We start from the raw sequence: 18,164 nt of genomic DNA on the forward strand, positions 1-18,164 counted from the left end.
GTCACCTCGCCCTGACATCTGTCACCCCCAGCGCATGACGCTCGCCACTGACGGCTCGCGCCGCGCCGGTCCACATCTCGCAAACCAAATGAGGGAGTGGGCGAATGGAACGGGATAGGACGGCTGCGGCGTCATTGGAGGGGGTGGCGAAGAGCCTGGGCGGCAAACCGGTGCTCGATCGGCTGGACCTCGCGATCCGCGCCGGCGAGGTGACCGCGCTGCTCGGCCCGAACGGCGCCGGCAAGTCGACCACCGTCGGCCTGCTCGTCGGGCGGTTGCAGCCCGACGCCGGCCAGGTGCGGCTATATGGGCTGAGCCCGGACCGTCCGGCCGCGCGGGCGCGCCTCGGCGTGATGCTCCAGGCGGCGGGACTGCCCGACGTGATGACCGTCGCCGAAATGGTGACGCTGCAGTCCGGCTATTACCGCGATCCCCGCCCGCTAGGGGAGACGCTGGCGCTCGCCGGGCTGGGCGACCTCGCCCGGCGTCGTTGCGGCACGCTGTCGGGCGGGCAGGCGCGCCGCGTGCACTATGCGCTCGCGATCTGCGGGCGGCCCGATCTCCTCGTCCTCGACGAGCCGACCGCGGCGATGGACCGTTCCTCGGCGCGCGCGCTGTGGGCGACGGTGCGCGAGGCGGCGGCGGACGGAGCGGCGGTGCTGATGACGACGCATGACCTCGCCGAAGCCGATGCGCTCGCCGATCGCGTGGTGGTGATGGACGCCGGGCGCATCGTCGCCGACGACACGCCCGCCGCGATCCGCGCGCGCGCCGGCGGCGCGGTCGTCCGCTGCCGCAGCGCGCTGCCAAGGGCGCACGCGGCGGCGCTGCCCGGCATCTGCGAGGCGGCGGCGGACGGCGCCGAGCTGCGCCTAGTCACGATCGACGCGGCCGCGACCGTACGTGCGCTGCTCGACGCCGATCCCCTCATCGCCGACCTGCGCGTCCATGACGCCGCCCTGGAGGACGCGATCGCCAGCCTGCTCGCCCGTGACGAAAGGATCGCCGCATGACCGCCCTCACCCTGCCCGCCCTCCCCCTTCCTGCCGGCATCTGGCGTCGCGAGTGCGTGGCCGAGCTGAAGCGATCGTGGCGGCTGCCGCAGTTCCTGGTGCCGACAGTGCTGACCCCGGCGGCCTTCTACGGCCTGTTCACGCTCGCCATCGCGCAGAACCGGTCGCCGGCGGCGGCCGTCGCGACGCTGGCGGGCTATGGCGTGTTCGCCGCGATCGGCCCGGCGCTGTTCGGCTTCGGCGCGGGCGTGGCGATGGAGCGCGAACAGGGCCTGATCGAGCTCAAGCGCGTGTCGCCGCTGCCCGCCGGCGCCTATGTCGCGGCCAAGCTGGCGGCCACCGTCGCGACGGTGGCGGCGGCGCTGGCGCTGATCTACCTGCTGGCGATCGTCGCGGGCGCGGCCCTGGCGCCGGCGCAATGGCTGCGGCTCGTCGTCCTGCACCTCGCCTCGAGCGTGCCGTTCGCGCTGATCGGCTTCGGGCTGGGCATGCGGATGAGCGGCAAGGGAGCGGTCGCCGCGGCCAACGCGCTGTTCCTCGGCTTCGCCATACTGGGCGGGCTCTGGATCCCGTCGGCGATGCTGCCCGGCTGGATGCGCGCGATCGGCGAGGCGATGCCGTCCTACCATCTGGGTCAGCTCGCGCTCGGCATTGTCGGGATGCCGGTGATCGGAAGCGCCTGGACGCATGGCGCGGCCGTGGCGGCGATGACGGTCGTGGCGGCGGCCTGGGCGTGGGCCGGCTGGCGGCGGAGCCCGGCTTGACGATGCCGGGGGCAAGGCGCGACGATGGCGGCGTGCAGACGAAGGCGGAGCGCTGGTGGGACGGGCCTTGGCCGTGGCTGATCTACCTCGTCTTCTATGCGGTGCCCTGGTTGTGGGCCCGGCCGGCGGCCTGGCAACTGGCGGCGTCGGCAGTCGGGCTCGCGGTGTTCCTGCCCGTCTATTTCGCCAGCCACCGCCTGACAGGGACGCGCCTGTTCGCGACGGCGGGCGTGATGCTGCTCGTCGGCGCCGCGCTGGCGCCGGTCGGTGGCGGCTGGACGGTGTTCCCGATCTATGCCGCATCCGAGGCCGGGCGCGCCCGGCCGGCGCGGGGGGCCGCGATCGCCATCGCGCTGATCGCGATCGCGACGATCGCGATCGGGCTCGGCTGGCGCCAGCCGCTGTTCTGGTGGGCCGCCGGCGTGATGCTGGTGATCGCCACCGGCGGCGCGACGATCTCCCGCTCCGCCTTCTACGCGCGGACGCAGGCGCTGCTCGCCAGCCAGGAGGAGGTCCGCCGCCTGGCCGGGACCGCCGAGCGCGAGCGGATCACCCGCGATCTGCACGACGTGGTCGGCCGCACGTTGACGCTCGCCGCGCTCAAGGCCGATCTGGCGGCGAAGCTAGCCGCGCCCGATCCGGCGCGGGCCGAAGCCGAGATGCGGGCGGTGGCCGGCATCGCGCGCGCCGGGCTCGCCGAGGTGCGCGCCGCGCTCGCCGGACAGGGCGGCAGCACGCTGGCGCATGAGATCGCCGCATCGCGCGAGGCGCTGGCCGCGGCCGGCATCGCTGCGCGCCTGGCGGGGAACGGCGCCGCCATCCCGGCCGATGCCGGCGCGGTCCTCGCGATGACGCTGCGCGAGGCGGTGACCAACGTGATCCGCCACGCCGAGGCCGGCACCTGCACGATCGAGCTCGCGCTCGACGCCCGGCTGGCACGGCTGGTGGTCGCCGATGACGGCGTCGGCCGCAGCTTCCGCGAAGGATTGGGGCTGGCGGGCATGCGCCAGCGGCTGACGGCGGCGGGCGGCTCGCTGAGCATCCAGCCCGACGCGCCCGGGACCCGCCTCGTCGCGACGGTGCCGGCATGATCCGCATCGTGATAGCGGAGGATCAGGCGCTGGTGCTCGGCGCGATCTCCGCGCTGCTCGATCTGGAGCCCGACATGCAGGTGATCGGGCGCGCTGCGAACGGTGCCGCCGCGGTGGCATGCGTCCGCGCGCTCGCGCCCGACATCCTGCTGACCGACATCGAGATGCCGGAGACGACGGGCATCGACGCCGCCCGCCTGCTGTCGGAAGCCGGAGCCACGACGCGGACGGTGATCGTCACCACCTTCGCGCGGCCGGGCTATCTGGCGCGCGCGCGCGCGGCGGGCGTTCGCGGCTATCTCCTCAAGGACAGCCCCGTCGAGGAGCTTGCCGCCGCGATCCGCGAGGTCGCACGCGGCGGCCTCGTAGTGCCGCCCGACCTGGCCGCCGCGGCCTGGGATGCCGGCGCGGACCCGCTGACCCAACGCGAGCGCGACACGCTGCGCCTCGCCGACGAGGGATTGTCGAACAAGGCGATCGCGGCTCGGCTCGCGCTGTCGCCGGGGACGGTGCGCAACTATCTATCCGAAGGCGCGGCCAAGCTGGGCGCCTCCAACCGGATCGAGGCGGGCCGGATCGCGCGGCTCAACGGATGGCTTTGACGGCGCCTGCGATCGATCTCCACCAAGACTAGGCACGAGCCGCGCGGCCTGTCGCGTCGCCGGCGGCTCGCCTGCGGTCTGCAACCTTCAGGCGATGACTGTGGCCTTTCTTGCGCGATCGAGCCTGAGGGGTTTGGAAGCGGCGGTTTCTACAACGCAGATTACTAATGTGTTGAAAGAAAGGCACTTACGGCCTGAAGTCTTTGACGTTATAGGATTAGCGACGACTCGTTTCCTGGCCAGCGCGATTAGCCGTCAGTCTTTTGACTGGAGGATCACACGATGTTCGTTCGTCGATTGGCGGCGCTTTGTGCCGTGGCAACAACTATCACGACCTCGCATGCCGGAGCCGATGCGGCGGGCAAGATCGACTGCTGGCACGCCGATGAGGTGGCTGCCGCGCGGGTCGGAACGTTGCAGACGCTGCTGATGGTGCAGGCATTGAAGTGCCAGGAGACGTCACCGACGACCTTGGCCGCGTACAACAAGTTCATGGCCGACAAGCACGACGTGATCGTGCGCGACAGATACCTGATCCAGGCGCATTTCGTCCGGCAATACGGCGCCGGTGATGGTCTGAAGGCGTCTGATGACTATCAGACCAGGCTCGGCAACCAGAACTCATCGGCGCTTGTCACGGTCGGCGAGTGCGAGAAGGCGGGCACCTATTCACGGCTGGCTGCGGCCGCGAGCGAGGACGATCTGGCGGTGCTGGCGAACATGACGGCCGCCACGACGTCGATCACCCAATGCCCGGAGCCGGCCGCCGCGGTCGCGGCGCCGGCCGCGATGGTCATACCGGTATGGCGCAGGCCGAACATCGCCGCGACGCCGCCGGCGCCCCTCCCCGTCAAGGCCGAGCCGGCGGTCGCGACGATCGTGCCGGGCGAACATTCCCCAGAAGTGCTCGCCGCCATCTCGGCTCCTGTCCACGACCCCGTTGCCGTCCCCGTCGCGACCAAAGCGGTTCCGGTTGCGCCGCCGCCGCCATCGAATGCGGACACGATGAAGGCGTTGCAGGCCGCGGTCGCCGCGCTCACCCAGGTCGCGGCGACGCTTCAGCCTGCCGTTGCCGTCGCTTCGCCGGCCGTCGTCAGGACGGAGGAATAACTGGGGCGGAACGCGTCTCTGTCCACACGGATCACCTGAAGTCTTCTGCTCCTGAGCGCCCTGTCCGGCCCGTACCGGATCGGGCGCTCTGTCGGCTCACGGTTGAGCGTTCGGGGCCTCCTCAGGCTGCGGCGCCTCCGAGCGCCTGGCCAAAGCCTCCTTGCGAGCGATGATCGATTTTGCCATTCAATCGATCCGCAGACCGGCACCATCCTGGTGGCGATGCAAGGAAGCTTCCATGAACATCCTGCACATCGACTCCAGCGCCAGCGACGCGGCGACGTCGCATACGCGCCGCCTTTCGGCCGAGCTGGTCGATAAGCTGAAGGCCGCCAATCCCGGCGCCTCCGTCGTCTACCGCGACGTCGCGGTCGACCGTCTTCCCCATGTCGACCTGACCATCCGCGAGGCGTGGCTGCCCGACGGCGAGAAGGATGACGCGCTGACGGCAACGGCGACGCGATCCAAGGCCCTGGTCGACGAGCTGAAAGCCGCCGACGTCGTCGTCATCGGGTCGCCGATGTACAATTTCACGGTGCCGTCGACCCTGAAGTCCTGGATCGACCATGTCTCGATCGCCGGGCAGACGTTTCAATATACGGCGACCGGCCCCAAGGGTCTGCTGTCGGGCAAGGCCTATCTCGCGCTCTCGTCCGGCGGGATCTATTCGCAGGGCCCATTTGCGGCGGTGGAGCACCTCGCGACGTATCTCACGTCCATCTTGCGCTTCCTCGGGATCGGCGAGGTCGAGGTCGTGCGTGCCGAGGGGGTCGCCTACGGCCCCGATCAGGACAAGGCCGCGATGGCATCCGCGCAGGAGCGCATCGGGACGCTTGTCGCCGCCTAGCGCGCGAGCGGCCGCGCTGATCAGGTGATCGCCGTCCGATCCAGCGATCCGACCGCGCGGAGCAGTGCTGCCTCGCCGGTCAGGAGGTCGGAGCGGCTGCTCGCCAGCGCGAGCTGCGCGCCGCGCAGGCTCTCGTCGGCGATCAATATGTCGAGCGTCGTGCGCAGCGCCACGACGTATTCCGCCTTGACCCCGGCCAGCGCGCGGTCGGCCGCCACGACGGCGCGCTCTCCGGCCGCGACCCGCACATGCGCGGCGACGACGTTGGCCCAGGCAGTGTCGGCGGCCCGGATCGCCTCGCGCGCCGCGCCGTCGGCGTCGTGCGCCGCGGCGCGGGAGCCCGCCTGCGCCTGGCGCACCTGCGACGCGACGAGCCCGCCGGTGAAGATCGGCACCCGCAGCGTCACCCCGGCGGCGGCGCTGGCCGGATAGCCGCTGGGATCGCGCCCGAACGCCAGCCCATAGCCATAGCCGCCGGCCAGCGTGACGCTCGGCGCGCCGTTCGCGCGCGCGACGCCGATCCGCGCCGCCGCCGCACCGCGCGCCGCGAGGCTGGCGAGATAGGCGGGGTTGGCCGCGACGCTGCGTCGCCGCGCCTCGTCGAGGCTGGCCGGCAGCTCGGCGAGGTCGGCCGGAGGCGGCGCCAGCGCACCCGGATCGCGGCCGACCACCGCTCGGAAGGAGGCGCCCGCCGCGACCAGCGCCGCCTCCGCGGCCGCGAGCGTCGCCACCGCGCCCTCGCGTTCGGCGACGAGGCGGACGACGTCGGTCTGCGTCCCCGCGCCGAGATCGAAGCGCGCCTTCGCCTCGGCGACCTGGCTGTCGAGTAGCGCGATGTCGGCGCGCGCGATCGCCACCGCCTGTTGCTGGAACTGCACGGCGGCATAGGCGCCGACGACCTGCTCAATGACGTCGGCGGCGGTGTCGCGCAGGGTCTGCGCGCCCGCCTCGACGTCGCCGTTCGCGGCGCGCACCGCGGTCGACACGCGGCCGCCGGTCCAGATCGGCAGCGCCGCCGAGACGGTCGCGACCCCGCCCTTGCCATAGTCGAACCGGTCGTAGCCGCCGGTCGCGTCGGCCTCGGCGGTGAGGCGCCCGGCGGCGCGCGCCTGTTCGGGCGTCTCGGCGAGCGCGTCCTGCCGGTCGCGCGCGGCGGCGAGCGCCGGGTTCGACGCGACCGCGGCGCGCACCGCATCGGCGAGCGTCTCGGTCGGCGCCGGACCTGATGCCTGCGCCGACGCATGCCCCGCTGCGAGCAGCGCCGCCAGCACGGCCGCCAGTACGGGGCTATTCATGGCGCAGCGCCCAGGCGGGGGTCGCGCGGCTGGCGCGCAGCGACTGGGCGAGCACGGTCGCCAGCGCGATCACCAATGCGAGGACGCTGGCGGCGACGAAGAACAAGGGCGACAGCGCGATCCGGTCGTCGAAGCCCGCGAGCCAGGTCCGCATCGCCACCCAGGCCAGCGGCCAGGCGAACAGGTTGGCGATCAGCACCGGCCGCAGGAATTGGCCGACGAGCAGCCTGACGACGTCGGCGGACGAGGCGCCCAGCGTCTTGCGGATGCCGATCTCCTTGATCCGCCTCGCGGTGTTGAACGAGGCGAGGCCCCACAGCCCGACGCAGCCGATCATCACCGCCAGCGCCGCACCGATCCCGAACAGCCGCGCCGCGCGGTCGTCGTCCTCATAGAACTTAATCAGTTGTTTGGCGCCCGTTCCGGCGATGAACGGGACCTGCGGAGCGATCCGACGCCAGATCTCCTCCGCCGCCCCCATTACAGGCCGCGGATCGCCCGTGAATCGCAAGGTAGCTACGGGATCGGGTGCCAAATCACCATAGTAGACATAATAAGTGGGATCGTCGGGCAACCGCGGCGAGAAGAAGCGTAGCTGATCGACCACGCCGATGATCGTTCGCGCCGCTCCGCCGCCGACGGTCTTGCCGATCGCGTCTTGGGGCGAGCGGAACCCGAGCTTCACCACCGCTCGCCGGTTGACGACGATGTTGCGCGGATCGTGCCACTTGAGGCCTGTCGCGTCGTCCATCCGATGCGCGTCGTCGAACAATCGTCCGGCGATCAGATGCGGGCCATAGGTGCGGAAGAAGTCGCGGCCGACGCTGATCCGCCGCAGCGACGGGCCGGGCTTGGGCCTGCCTGGCACGTCGAGATTGTCGGAATTGTCGTTGCCGCTGCCGCCAACCGCAGAGTCGGCAGTGGTGACCGACACGACCCCGGGCAGTCGGCCGAAGGCGGCGAGCAATGCCGTGCGCTGAGCGTGATCCAGGCCATCTTCGGCAAGCGACGGCACCACGAGCAGCCCGTCGCGCCTAAACCCCAGATCGGCGGCGCGGACATGGCGGGTCTGCGCAATCAGCACGAGCGTGCCGACGATGAACGCCACCGCCAGCGTGAACTGGAAGATCACCAGTATCTCGCGGACATGCGTGCCAGCGCGACCGCCGCCCGGCGAGCGCGCCGACGCGAGCGCCGCACTCGCCGGCCAGCGCGACAGCAGCAATGCGGGATAGAAACCGGCCAGAACCCCGACGACCAGCGCGAGCACCACCAGCGCAGGCACGACGAGCAGATAGGGAATGACAAGTTCCAGGCCGCCCGCTGCATTGATCAACGGCAGGCCCAGTTCCACCAGCGCGAGCCCGACCACCGCCGCGATCGCTACCGTGAGCACGGCTTCGCCAAGGAACTGACGGATCAGCACTCCTCGACCTGCGCCGAGCACCTTGCGCATCGCCACCTCGCGCGCCCGGAGCGCGGCGCGGGCGGTCGCGAGATTCACGTAATTGACGATGGCGATCAGCAGAGTCAGCGCGCCGACGATACCGAGCGTCGCGATCGTCAGCTTGCGGCTGGCGCTCGCTTGTCCCGCAGGCTGCAGGTGCGCGCGGACGAGCGGCAGCAGCGGCAGGCCCATCTGGTGAGACGCATGGGCGCCCATGTCGCGGGCGCCGTGACGATCGATAAAGGCCGGCAAGGGCTGTTCGAACGCGCGCGCCATCGCTGGAGTCGCGAACCGCAGATAGGTGTAGAGCGACGTCGACCCCCAATGATGCCAATAGGCTTTCGGACCCGGCATCAGGCGGGCCAGGATGGAGAATTGGAAGTCCGTGTCGCGCGGCAGGTCGGCGAACACGCCGGTGACGCGGTAGGTGGCGGGCTTGTCGTAGGCGATCGTCATCGTCCTGCCAATCGGATCGGCGTTCCCGAAGTAGCGTTGCGCGGCGGAGCGACTGATAACGATGCTGGTCGGATCGGCCAGCGCGGTCGCCTTGTCGCCGCTGATCATCGGCAGGTCGAATACCTTGAAGAAGTCGGCATCGACCCAGCCGACATCGGCTCGCGAGGCGACGCCGTTCCGGATGACGCTGCCGCCGTCCGCGCCGCCCATGAACCGCGTGCCGACGATCGTTGGGAAATCCTGTCGCAGCTCGTCGAGCAAGCCACCCATGGTGTTCGGATAGGTGCCGATGAAGGGGCCATCGATCCCCTTCGACTCCGTCTGCACGAGATAGATCTGGTCATGCCGCGGCAGCCAGCGCTCGAACCCCGTCTCGAAGCGCACGTAGAGCGCTAGCACCAGGAACACGGCGATGCCGACCGCCAGCCCGCCGATGTTGAGCGCGGCGTAGAGGCGGTGGCGGACGATCGAGCGCCAGAAGCTTACCAGGGTAAAGCGGTTCATCGGGCGGCCTCCTTCAGATCTGCCGCTCGACGGAGGCGACGACGCGCCCGTCGAGCATGTCGATGCGCCGGCCGACCCGATCGGCGTGCGCGGGCGAGTGGGTGACCATGATGATCGTCGCGCCGCCCTGGTTGAGCGCCTCCAATATGCCCATAACCTGCGCGCCGTTCTCGGTGTCGAGGTTGCCGGTCGGCTCGTCCGCGAGGATGAGCTTGGGATCGCCGACGATCGCGCGGGCGATGGCGGCGCGCTGCTGCTGGCCGCCCGACAATTGGTGCGGATAGTGGCGGCCGCGGTGCGAGATGCCGACCCGGTCCATCGCCGCGTCGACGCGCCGGCGCCGGTCGATCGCGCCATCCTTGCGATAGACGAGGCCGAGCTCGACGTTCTCGGCGACGGTCAGCTCGTCGATGAGGTTGAAGCTCTGGAAGACGAAGCCGAGCGTCCGCGCGCGGAACTGCGCCAGCCGCGCCTCGTCCTCGATCGCGAGATCGCGGCCGTCGAATAGATATCTGCCCGCGCTCGGCCGGTCGACGGTGCCCAGCGTGTTGAGCAGCGTCGACTTGCCGCACCCCGACGGGCCCATGATCGCGACGAACTCGCCGGCGGCGACGTGGAGGTTGATGTCGGCGAGCGCCGTCGTCTCGACCGCGTCCGAGACGTAGCGGCGCTGGATGCCTTCAAGGGTGATCATGGGTGCCCCTCCTCAGTTGATGTTGATGATGGGTGCCTTGTGGAAGGCGCCGGTGTCGGACGTGACGATGTGCTCGCCGGGCACGAGGCCCGACAGGATCTCGACCTGGTCGGCGTTGCGGCGGCCGACGCGGATCGCGCGGCGGGTCGCATGGGCACCGCTCGCATCGAGGACATAGGCGGCCGATCCCCCGTCGCTCTCGATCCAGCCGCCGAGCGGCGCGACCACCGCGGCGCGCGCGGCGCCGAGCGTGATCCGGCCGTCGAGGATCTGGCCGCGGCTGAGCCCCGCCGCCGACCGGCCGACGAAGCCCAACTTGACGCGGAAATGCCCGTCGGTGACCGCCGGCAGCACCCGGGCGACCGTCAGCCGCAGGTCGCCCTCCGCGCTGGCCGGCTGGCCGACGCGGACCCGGCCGAGGAAGAACTGGTCGACGTCGGCGACCAGCTTCCACGATCCCTCGGTATCGACCTGCCCCGCCGGATCGCCGGGCTTGAGCGCCTGGCCGGGCTGAAGCGTGAAGTTGCTGAGCCGGCCGGTCATCGGCGCGCGCAGCACCAGCGCGTCGAGCCCGGCGCGCACCGCGGCGAGGTTGCTGGTCAGCCGCGTGCGCGTGTCGGACAGGCGCCCGGCCTGCAGCGCGGCGATGCGCGCCTCCGATCCTTCGGCGGCGTGGAGCTGCGCCGAGCGCCGGCGCTGGTACGCTTCCTCCTCCTGATAGCTGCGCAGGCCCGCGTCGGAGACGAAGCCTTGGTCGTGGAGCTGCTGGCGGATGGACAGGTCGCGCTTCGCCTTGATGAGGTCATAGTCGGCGCCGGCGACCTGGGTGTCGCGATCGCGCGAGCCGCGCTCGAGTGACAGGTCCTCGCCCGAAACCTGGCCGAGCTGGCTGGCGATCGCCGCCTCGCGAGTCAGGATGTCGAGTTTCAGCTGCGGGTTGGCGAGCGTCGCGAGCGGTTGGCCTTGGGTCACGGCGGCGCCGTCCTGTACGAGCAGCTTGTCGACCTGCCCGCCCGAGACGACGCCGACGAAGGTCGAGACCTCGGGCGCGACGGTGGCGCGCAGCGGCACCACGTCCGCAAACGGCGCGCGCTCGATCGCGCCGGTCTGGAGGTCGGCGGCGGCGACGTTCGTCGACTGCGCGGCGGGCAGCCACCACCACAAGGCCGCGACCAGCGCCACGACGGCGAGCGCGACCAGCGCGAGGCGGGCGCGACGATCGAGACGACGCGGCCGCTGGATCGCCCGGTCCATTCCCGGTGGCGATGCTGGCGCCAGTGCCGGGGGCGCGACCGTCATCGCCGCCGCGCCGCGGTCGACCGTCCGGCCCGCTCAGCCACGCTGCGCGACCGCGACCGGGCCGGCCGCCGCGATGACCTTTGCGGGATCGGAACGAACCGTACCGATCGTGCTGCCGGGATCGGCGAACGCCACCAGCCCGACGGCGCCGATGATGCTCAGCATCGCGCAACAGGCGCGGGTGATGATCGAGGTCATGATGTGCTTCCCGTCGTCCGGCGACGATGCCGGCACGATACGTTCTGCAAGAGGCGTGCCAGCTGGCGGTAATGTCGGAAAAGCGTTGCTTCTTATGGTCTTGGCCCGAGCTGTCAGGTCATCGACCTTGCCCATGATCGCGTCCAACCGTCCATTGCCGACCAGCTAAGTGTCCGCTTCCGGACACCGGCCTACCGGACGCTAGCCTGTAGGAAGCTGGCATGTATCTTGATTGATCTTCGGAGATGCTGACAGGAGCGTCCATGGCCGCGTCGCCTTTCTCCTTGTGCCTCGTCGTGGACGATGATGACGACATTCGCCTGTCCGCGCGGCTGGCGCTGGCGCCGCTGTTCGGCGAGGTCGCGACGACCGCCTCGCCGGCCGAGGCGGTGGCGACCGTCGGCGGGCGGCGCCCCGACGCGGTCCTGCTCGACGCCAATTTCGCGCGCGGCGCGACCGACGGCGCCGAAGGGTTCCGCTGGCTCGCCGCGATCCTCGCCGCCGATCCGGCCGCGTCGGTGGTGATGATCACCGCGCATTCCAGCGTCCGGATCGCGGTGGACGCGATGAAACAGGGCGCGACCGATTTCGTGTCCAAGCCCTGGAACAACGACCGGCTGCTCGCCACGGTCCGCAACGCCACGCAGCTCGGCGCGTCGCGTCGCGCCGGCGGCAGCGTGGCGGCATCGTCCCGCGCGGCGTCGTCGCTGCTCGGCGGGTCGGCGGCGATGGCGCGGGTCCACTCGCTGATCGAGAAGGCCGCGCCGACCGACGCCAACGTCCTGATCCTCGGCGAGAACGGCACGGGCAAGGAACTGGTCGCGCGCGAGCTCCATCGCCTGTCGCGGCGCGGCGCCGCCGATCTGGTCACCGTAGACCTCGGCGCGGTGGCCGAGACGCTGTTCGACGCCGAGCTGTTCGGCCACGTCAAAGGCGCCTTCACCGACGCGCGCGCCGATCGCGCGGGGCGCATCCAGGCGGCGGACGGGGGCACGCTGTTCCTTGACGAGATCGGCAACCTGCCGCTTCACCTCCAGCCCAAGCTGCTGAACGTGCTCGAACAGCGGCGGGTGACGCCGGTGGGCGCGAACCGGCCGGTCGAGGTCGACGTGCGCATCGTGTCGGCGACCAACGCCGACCTCGCCGACGAGCGCCGCTTCCGCCAGGACCTGCTGTTCCGGCTCAACACCGTCGAGATCGAACTGCCGCCGCTGCGCGACCGGCGCGACGACATCCCGCTGCTGCTCGACACGTTCCTTGCCGACTATGCGAAGCGGTACGGCAAGCTGGAGCGGGCGGTGCCGGCCAATGTCCTCGCCGCGCTCGTCGCGCATGACTGGCCGGGCAACGTCCGCGCGCTCCGCCACGCCGCCGAGCGCGCGGTGATCCTGGCGGAGGGCGACGCCTATGCGCTTGCCGATTTCCCGCTCGGCCGCGCCGCGCCGCCGCCGCCACCGCCGCTATCGCCATCGCCATCGCCCGCGGCGCCCCAGCAACTCGCCGCCGACCTCAACCTCGACCGCGCCGAGCGAGAGCTGATCGAACAGGCCCTGCGCAAGCACGGCTTCAACATCTCGACCGCGGCCGCCGAACTGGGCCTGTCGCGCGGGGCGCTGTATCGCCGCATGGAGAAACATGGCCTCTAGCCGCCGGTTCGCGCTCAGCCTCGCGGCCCGCGTCGCCTGGCTGCTCGCCACGGTGGCGGTCGCCTCGGCGCTGCTGGCGTTCGGGCGGGCGCCGACTGCGGCAGGGCTCGCGCTGCTGGCCGTGGCGGCGGCCGCGATCGAGCTGTGGCGCGTCGTCAACAGGGGCAATGTCGAGCTCACCCGGTTCGTGACCGCGCTCGACCGCCTCGATCTTGGCCAGTCGTTCCGCCGGGACGGGCGCGGCGCCGGCTTCGAACAGCTCGGCTCGGCCTATGAAGCCGCGCTGGAGCGGCTGCGCGCCGAGCGGGCGAGCGGCGCGGCCGCGGCACGCATCGCGGAGACGATCGTCGACGGCGCGCCGACGCCGCTGCTGGTCCTCGCGCCCGACGACGAGGTGAGCTTCGCCAACAAGGCGGCGCGCCGGCTGTTCGCGCGCGGCGATCCGTGCCCGCTGGACGCGCTCGCGCCGTTCGGGCCGCCGTTCGTCGCGGCATTGCGCGCCGCCGCGCCGGGGCCGACGCGGCTGGCGCACATCGTCCTCGACGGGCTGTCGCAGAGGGTGGCGCTCGACACCACCCAGGCCGACATGGGTGGCCAGGTCCGCCGCATCGTCGCGATCAAGGTCATCCAGGTCGAGCTCGACGGCGCCGAGCTTGCCGCGCAGGTCGACCTCGTCCGCGTCCTGACCCATGAGGTGATGAACTCGCTGACCCCGGTCACCTCGCTCGCCGCGTCCGCCGCGCATCTGATCGGCGACCTCGACGCCGCGGCGGCGCCGGGCATCGCCGACGCGCAGCTCGCGATCGGCGCCCTCGCCCGCCGCGCCGCCGAGCTTGAACGGTTCGTCACCAGCTACAAGGGGTTCAGCGAGGCGCCGGCGCTGCAACGCGCGGCGATCCCGGTCGCGATATGGTTCGCCCAGCTTGCGGAGCTGTTCGGCATCACCCCGGCCGCCCAGGGCGTCACGGTCTCCTGGTCGGTCGCGAACGACACGCCCGCGATCGATGGCGATGCCGCTTTGCTGACCCAGGCGATGCTCAACCTCCTGAAGAACGCCGGCGAGGCGACGGCCAGCCTGGCCAGTCCCGCAATCGCCGTCAGCGCGGAGCCCGCGCTCGACGGCCGCGTGAAGATCACCGTGGCCGACAACGGCCCGGGCATCCCGCCAACGCTGGCGCGCGACGTGTTCCTCCCTTTCTTTACCACCAAGCCGACCGGCACCGGCATCGGGCTGAGCTTCGCCCGGCAGATCGTGATGCTGCACGGCGGCCAGATCGGCATCGCCGCGGCAGGCGGCGGCTGCCTGGAAGCGCTTCTGCCCGCGGCCCGCGGCGACACGCTCGCGGGTCGAGATGGCGTGCGGCAGGGCTGAAAGCGTTGGACGACACCCCACGATGCTGGTGATACCGACGGCGCCATGGGCGCACGCGCTGTTCGACATGCTCGCTTGGGCGACGTCGGCGCTTACGGGCACGGTGCTGCACCGCTGGCGATTGCGCGATGCCGTCGAGCGGTTGTCGCGCGCTGCCGGCCCGGGTTATTTCCTGGCGCTCGCGACAGGCGCGTTGATCGGAGCGTGGGCGATGGGCTCCTTCAACTCGCTCCGCATGACCACTCCGACGCTGTCGCACAGCATTGCAGGCGCGCTTGCAGGTGCGATCGTCGGGGTCGAAATCTACAAGCGCGCGGCGGGCGTGACCGGGTCGACGGGAACGCCGTTCGTCGCCCCGCTGGCGGTCGGCATCGTGATCGGGCGATGGGGATGCCTGTTCGCGGGCCTACCGGACGGGACATATGGCGTCCCGACGTCGCTGCCCTGGGCCGTCGATCTCGGTGACGGCGTCGGACGGCATCCGGTCGAGCTCTACGAGAGCGTTGCGATGCTCGCGTTCCTCCTCGTCTATCTGGTCGCGTTGGCACGCCGGCGGCGATGGGCGTTCCGCCGCAGCTTCTACGTGCTTGCGGGATGGTATGGCGCGCAGCGCTTCGCCTGGGAGTTCCTCAAGCCCTATCCAAGGCTGATCGGGCCGCTAAACGTCTTTCACCTGCTATGTCTGGGGCTGATCGCTTATGGATGCGCTTATTACGTCGCCGACGTCCGACGCGAGCGCGCCGCCACGAGCAGTCGCACCCTATCTGTTCTTCGGCGAGACGACGAGCCTGTGTGAGACCTGTCTGCAGCCGGTGCCGGCCAAGATCATGATCGAGGGCGATCTCGTCTTCTACCGCAAGAGGTGCCGCGACCATGGCGTCACCAAGACCCTGATCTCCGACGACGTCGGCTATTGGCGCGCCGCCAAGGACTGGTTGAAGCCGGGCGACCGGCCGCTGTCGATCCACTCGCGCACCGATCACGGCTGCCCGTTCGACTGCGGCCTGTGCGCCGATCACGAACAGCATAGCTGCCTCGCGCTCATCGAGATCAACGAGGCGTGCAACCTCAGTTGCCCCGTCTGCTTCGCCGGCTCGTCAGTCCATCATCTTGGCCATCGCCCGCTCGCCGAAGTCGAGGCGATGCTTGACGTGATCGTCGCCGCCGAGGGCGAGCCCGATCTCGTCCAGATTTCCGGCGGCGAGCCAACGATCCACCCGCAGTTCTTCGAGATACTCGAAGCCGCGCGGGCCCGTCCGATTCGGCATCTGATGGTCAACACCAACGGCCTGCGGATCGCGCAGGAGCCGGATTTCGTCGCCCGCCTCGCGACCTTCCGCCCGCGCTTTGAAATCTACCTGCAATTCGATGCGCTCGACGACGAGGCGCTGATGGCGCTCCGCGGCGCGCGGCTTGCCGGCATCCGCCGCCGCGCGCTCGAGGCGCTGGAGGCGGCAGGGATCTCGACCACCCTCGTCGTCACGGTGAAGAAGGGTGTGAATGAGGAGCAGATCCCCGACATCGTCCGCCATGCGCTGGAGTGGCGATGCGTGCGTGGCGTTACCTTCCAGCCGGTGCAGGATGCGGGGCGCAACGACGGCTTCGATGCCAAGCGACATCGCATCACCCTAACGGAAATCCGCCGCCGCATCGCCGAGACCGGGGTGTTCGCGCTCGACGACCTGATCCCGCTGCCGTGCAATCCCGATCAGATTTGCATCGGCTACGGCCTGCGCAACGGGCGCGAAGTGGCACCGGTGACCGCGATGCTGCCGCGCGAGCTGTTCGTCGCCGCCGTTCCCAACACCGTCAGCTTCGAGGCGTATCCCGAGCTGAAGGAACGCGTTTTCCAGCTGCTGTCGCTGTCCACCGCGCAGGCGGACACTTCGGAGAAGCTCGCCAGCCTGCTGTGCTGCCTGCCCGAAGCGGCGGTGCCGAACGATATTGGGTACGAGCAGACGTTCCGCGTCGTGATCTCGCAGTTCCTCGACCGCTTCAATTTCGACCTGGGCACGGTCAAGCGCAGCTGCGTCCACTTCGTCCAGCCCGATGGCGCAATCATTCCGTTCGATACCTACAACCTCTTCTACCGGCCGGGCGCGGCAGGAGCGTCGGTGCTGGCGGCGGCGAAGCTCGACGGTCGACGGACGAGGAGCATTGAATGACCAAGTTCTTCGGAGGCCTCCTATTGGCGATCGGCGTCCTGCTCGCCGGTACGACGGGCCTGTGTACAGGGTTCGTGATCCTGTCGGCGCTTCCCGAAGCCATTCGCCAGCCGGGCGCGATGCTGCCCGCCTCCCCCTTGCTGCTCGTCGGGATCATTCCCTGCATAACCGGCGTCTTCCTGGCCCGGGCGGGGCTTCAGATGATGCGCTCGTCCGACGAAGACTGATGCCTGCCGGAAGACGGCGAGCCGATCCCGACCTGCCGACGCCCCGCACCGGATGATCGCGTCCGACCGACGCGCCGCTTGCGCCGGTGCCCGCCGGTTCTCATGCCAGCAGAGCGGTGCCAGAGCAGGCGCGCGACCGGAGGCGGTATGAGGTTCTGGCGAGCTCTTCTGGCATCTGCGACCCTGGCCACCTGTCTGGCAAGCTGTGGTGGCGACGGCTCTATGGCAACGCCCGCGCCGACCCCACGCCGACGCCGACGCCAGTTCAGCGCTGGGTCACCGCCTGGGCGGATGCGCCGAGCGACGCCTTCGGACCGGCGAGCTCGGAGCAGACGTTCCGCGAGATCGTCAAGCCGACCGTGGGCAGCCGCGGCACCGTCCGGCTGCACTTCTCCAACTTCTTTGGCACCATGCCGGTGACGATCGGCGCGGCCCACGTCGGCATCAAGGGAACGGGCGCGGCGGTGTCGCACGACGTCGCCGTCACCTTTGGCGGCGCCGCGTCCGTGACGATCCCGGCCGGCGGCTATGCGACCTCGGATCAGGTCGCGATGACCTTTGCCTATGGCGACGTCCTGGCGGTCACCGAATATGTAAAGGGGTCCTGGACCGCGCTGACGGAGCACAACCAGGCCGGCAGCAACGTGACCAGCTACGCCACCGCGGCCAACGCGGGCGACAAGACCGCCGACGCGGTCGGCGCGAGCTTCACCGGGACTATCTTCAACACCTTCCTGCTCGACCGGGTGGACGTGTACGGCGCCTATGCGGGGACGATCGCCACCTTCGGCAGTTCGACGACCGACGGCATCGCCTCGGGCCGCGACCAGCACATGACCTATCCCGAGCAGCTCGCCGCGGCGCTGCATGCGGCCGGGCGCGACGACGTGGCGATCGCGAACGTCGGCATCGCGGGCACGCAGGTGCTCGGCACCGATCCGACGGCCGGCGTGAACCGCTTCGCGCGCGACGTGACCGCCTTGCCGGGCGTGACGGGCGTGATCGATTATCTCGGCGCCAACGACCTGCGCGGCGCGTGCGTGAAGGCGGAGACGCTGATCGCGGGCAAGCAGTCCATCGCCGCCCAGGCGCGCGCCGCCGGGCTCAAGCTGTATCTGGCGACCACCGCGCCCTCCACCTTCTGCGGAGCGCAGAACCCGTCCGGTTTCGGCAGCCGGTTCGCCGAAGCACCGGGCGAGGAGGCGCAGCGCTTCCTCATCAACGGCTGGGTCGTGTCCACCCAGCCGTCCACCGTCAACGGCACCGCCGTGCAGCCGCCCGGCGCCGACGCCATCATCGACTTCAACGGCGCGCTCGTCGACCCGGCCAACCGCAGCTACATGAAGCCGACCTACGATTCGGGCGATGACATCCACCCCAACCCGTCGGGTTACGCCGCCATGGTTGCCGCGATCCCGCTGTCGCTGTTCTGAC

The 18,164-nt window shown here is 70.5% G+C and carries 17 protein-coding genes; 12 read left to right on the forward strand and 5 right to left on the reverse strand.

All coding sequences use genetic code 11. From position 1 onward, the window contains the following. Positions 1–104: 104 nt before the first annotated feature. The 6 genes from ACFE65_RS08130 to ACFE65_RS08155 all read left to right on the forward strand — a co-directional run bounded on the left by ACFE65_RS08130 (position 105) and on the right by ACFE65_RS08155 (position 5,427). Positions 105–1,013: an ABC transporter ATP-binding protein gene (locus ACFE65_RS08130; protein WP_375381855.1), complete on the forward strand. Its 909-nt coding sequence runs from the start codon at positions 105–107 to the stop codon at positions 1,011–1,013. Beyond that, on the forward strand, positions 1,010–1,777 hold the full coding sequence (locus ACFE65_RS08135; protein ID WP_375381856.1) for an ABC transporter permease: 768 nt from the start codon (positions 1,010–1,012) through the stop codon (positions 1,775–1,777). The genes ACFE65_RS08130 and ACFE65_RS08135 overlap by 4 nt, the downstream gene beginning before the upstream one ends. A 32-nt stretch (positions 1,778–1,809) precedes the next feature. After that, complete coding sequence (locus ACFE65_RS08140) at positions 1,810–2,868, forward strand: sensor histidine kinase (RefSeq protein ID WP_375381857.1); 1,059 nt, start codon at positions 1,810–1,812, stop codon at positions 2,866–2,868. Continuing rightward, positions 2,865–3,470 (forward strand): DNA-binding response regulator, encoded by a 606-nt coding sequence (locus ACFE65_RS08145; RefSeq protein WP_375381858.1) that lies wholly within the window; start codon positions 2,865–2,867, stop codon positions 3,468–3,470. Before ACFE65_RS08140 ends, ACFE65_RS08145 begins: the two co-directional genes overlap by 4 nt. Positions 3,471–3,785: 315 nt before the next feature. Next, on the forward strand, positions 3,786–4,580 hold the full coding sequence (locus ACFE65_RS08150; protein ID WP_375381859.1) for a hypothetical protein: 795 nt from the start codon (positions 3,786–3,788) through the stop codon (positions 4,578–4,580). A gap of 238 nt (positions 4,581–4,818) precedes the next feature. Then, complete coding sequence (locus ACFE65_RS08155; protein WP_375381860.1) at positions 4,819–5,427, forward strand: FMN-dependent NADH-azoreductase; 609 nt, start codon at positions 4,819–4,821, stop codon at positions 5,425–5,427. Between the two features lie 20 nt (positions 5,428–5,447). Here ACFE65_RS08155 and ACFE65_RS08160 read toward each other — a convergent pair whose 3' ends face one another. Genes ACFE65_RS08160 through ACFE65_RS08180 form a run of 5 tightly spaced genes read right to left on the reverse strand, consistent with a single transcriptional unit; the run spans position 5,448 to position 11,455 of the window. Further along, positions 5,448–6,722 (reverse strand): TolC family outer membrane protein, encoded by a 1,275-nt coding sequence (locus tag ACFE65_RS08160; protein ID WP_375381861.1) that lies wholly within the window; start codon positions 6,720–6,722, stop codon positions 5,448–5,450. Beyond that, the gene (locus tag ACFE65_RS08165) at positions 6,715–9,129 is read right to left on the reverse strand and encodes an ABC transporter permease (RefSeq protein ID WP_375381862.1); all 2,415 of its coding nucleotides are present in this window, start codon (positions 9,127–9,129) and stop codon (positions 6,715–6,717) included. Before ACFE65_RS08165 ends, ACFE65_RS08160 begins: the two co-directional genes overlap by 8 nt. A 13-nt stretch (positions 9,130–9,142) precedes the next feature. After that, positions 9,143–9,823, reverse strand: coding sequence for an ABC transporter ATP-binding protein (locus ACFE65_RS08170; protein ID WP_375381863.1), 681 nt, complete (start codon positions 9,821–9,823; stop codon positions 9,143–9,145). 12 nt (positions 9,824–9,835) lie between these two features. Further along, positions 9,836–11,122: an efflux RND transporter periplasmic adaptor subunit gene (locus ACFE65_RS08175; RefSeq protein ID WP_375381864.1), complete on the reverse strand. Its 1,287-nt coding sequence runs from the start codon at positions 11,120–11,122 to the stop codon at positions 9,836–9,838. Positions 11,123–11,155: 33 nt separating this feature from the next. After that, complete coding sequence (locus tag ACFE65_RS08180) at positions 11,156–11,455, reverse strand: hypothetical protein (RefSeq protein ID WP_375381865.1); 300 nt, start codon at positions 11,453–11,455, stop codon at positions 11,156–11,158. 128 nt (positions 11,456–11,583) lie between these two features. On the opposite strand from ACFE65_RS08180, the gene ACFE65_RS08185 reads away from it, so the two are divergent. From ACFE65_RS08185 to ACFE65_RS08210, 6 genes are all read left to right on the forward strand, one after another. After that, positions 11,584–12,966 carry a sigma-54-dependent transcriptional regulator gene (locus tag ACFE65_RS08185; RefSeq protein ID WP_375381866.1) on the forward strand — a complete coding sequence of 461 codons (1,383 nt, stop codon included), beginning with the start codon at positions 11,584–11,586 and terminating at the stop codon, positions 12,964–12,966. Further along, positions 12,956–14,338 (forward strand): PAS domain-containing sensor histidine kinase, encoded by a 1,383-nt coding sequence (locus tag ACFE65_RS08190; protein WP_375381867.1) that lies wholly within the window; start codon positions 12,956–12,958, stop codon positions 14,336–14,338. Before ACFE65_RS08185 ends, ACFE65_RS08190 begins: the two co-directional genes overlap by 11 nt. A gap of 22 nt (positions 14,339–14,360) precedes the next feature. Beyond that, the gene (locus ACFE65_RS08195; RefSeq protein WP_375381868.1) at positions 14,361–15,134 is read left to right on the forward strand and encodes a prolipoprotein diacylglyceryl transferase; all 774 of its coding nucleotides are present in this window, start codon (positions 14,361–14,363) and stop codon (positions 15,132–15,134) included. 16 nt (positions 15,135–15,150) lie between these two features. After that, the gene (locus ACFE65_RS08200; protein ID WP_375381869.1) at positions 15,151–16,503 is read left to right on the forward strand and encodes a radical SAM protein; all 1,353 of its coding nucleotides are present in this window, start codon (positions 15,151–15,153) and stop codon (positions 16,501–16,503) included. Beyond that, positions 16,500–16,730 carry a hypothetical protein gene (locus ACFE65_RS08205; protein WP_375381870.1) on the forward strand — a complete coding sequence of 77 codons (231 nt, stop codon included), beginning with the start codon at positions 16,500–16,502 and terminating at the stop codon, positions 16,728–16,730. Before ACFE65_RS08200 ends, ACFE65_RS08205 begins: the two co-directional genes overlap by 4 nt. A 116-nt stretch (positions 16,731–16,846) precedes the next feature. After that, a complete protein-coding gene (locus ACFE65_RS08210; protein WP_375381871.1) occupies positions 16,847–18,163 on the forward strand; it encodes a GDSL-type esterase/lipase family protein in 1,317 nt (438 codons plus the stop codon). Position 18,164 lies beyond the last annotated feature (1 nt).

The organism is uncultured Sphingomonas sp., from assembly GCF_964237335.1.
Lineage (GTDB): Bacteria > Pseudomonadota > Alphaproteobacteria > Sphingomonadales > Sphingomonadaceae > Sphingomonas.

Excerpts from the sequence above, each read along its gene's own strand:
- ACFE65_RS08130 (WP_375381855.1), top strand. The coding sequence starts at position 105 with ATGGAACGGGATAGGACGGCTGCGGCGTCATTGGAGGGGGTGGCGAAG.
- ACFE65_RS08135 (WP_375381856.1), top strand. The coding sequence starts at position 1,010 with ATGACCGCCCTCACCCTGCCCGCCCTCCCCCTTCCTGCCGGCATCTGG.
- ACFE65_RS08145 (WP_375381858.1), top strand. The coding sequence starts at position 2,865 with ATGATCCGCATCGTGATAGCGGAGGATCAGGCGCTGGTGCTCGGCGCG.
- ACFE65_RS08155 (WP_375381860.1), top strand. The coding sequence starts at position 4,819 with ATGAACATCCTGCACATCGACTCCAGCGCCAGCGACGCGGCGACGTCG.
- ACFE65_RS08160 (WP_375381861.1), bottom strand. The coding sequence starts at position 6,722 with ATGAATAGCCCCGTACTGGCGGCCGTGCTGGCGGCGCTGCTCGCAGCG.
- ACFE65_RS08165 (WP_375381862.1), bottom strand. The coding sequence starts at position 9,129 with ATGAACCGCTTTACCCTGGTAAGCTTCTGGCGCTCGATCGTCCGCCAC.
- ACFE65_RS08170 (WP_375381863.1), bottom strand. The coding sequence starts at position 9,823 with ATGATCACCCTTGAAGGCATCCAGCGCCGCTACGTCTCGGACGCGGTC.
- ACFE65_RS08175 (WP_375381864.1), bottom strand. The coding sequence starts at position 11,122 with ATGACGGTCGCGCCCCCGGCACTGGCGCCAGCATCGCCACCGGGAATG.
- ACFE65_RS08180 (WP_375381865.1), bottom strand. The coding sequence starts at position 11,455 with ATGGGCAAGGTCGATGACCTGACAGCTCGGGCCAAGACCATAAGAAGC.
- ACFE65_RS08185 (WP_375381866.1), top strand. The coding sequence starts at position 11,584 with ATGGCCGCGTCGCCTTTCTCCTTGTGCCTCGTCGTGGACGATGATGAC.
- ACFE65_RS08190 (WP_375381867.1), top strand. The coding sequence starts at position 12,956 with ATGGCCTCTAGCCGCCGGTTCGCGCTCAGCCTCGCGGCCCGCGTCGCC.
- ACFE65_RS08195 (WP_375381868.1), top strand. The coding sequence starts at position 14,361 with ATGCTGGTGATACCGACGGCGCCATGGGCGCACGCGCTGTTCGACATG.
- ACFE65_RS08205 (WP_375381870.1), top strand. The coding sequence starts at position 16,500 with ATGACCAAGTTCTTCGGAGGCCTCCTATTGGCGATCGGCGTCCTGCTC.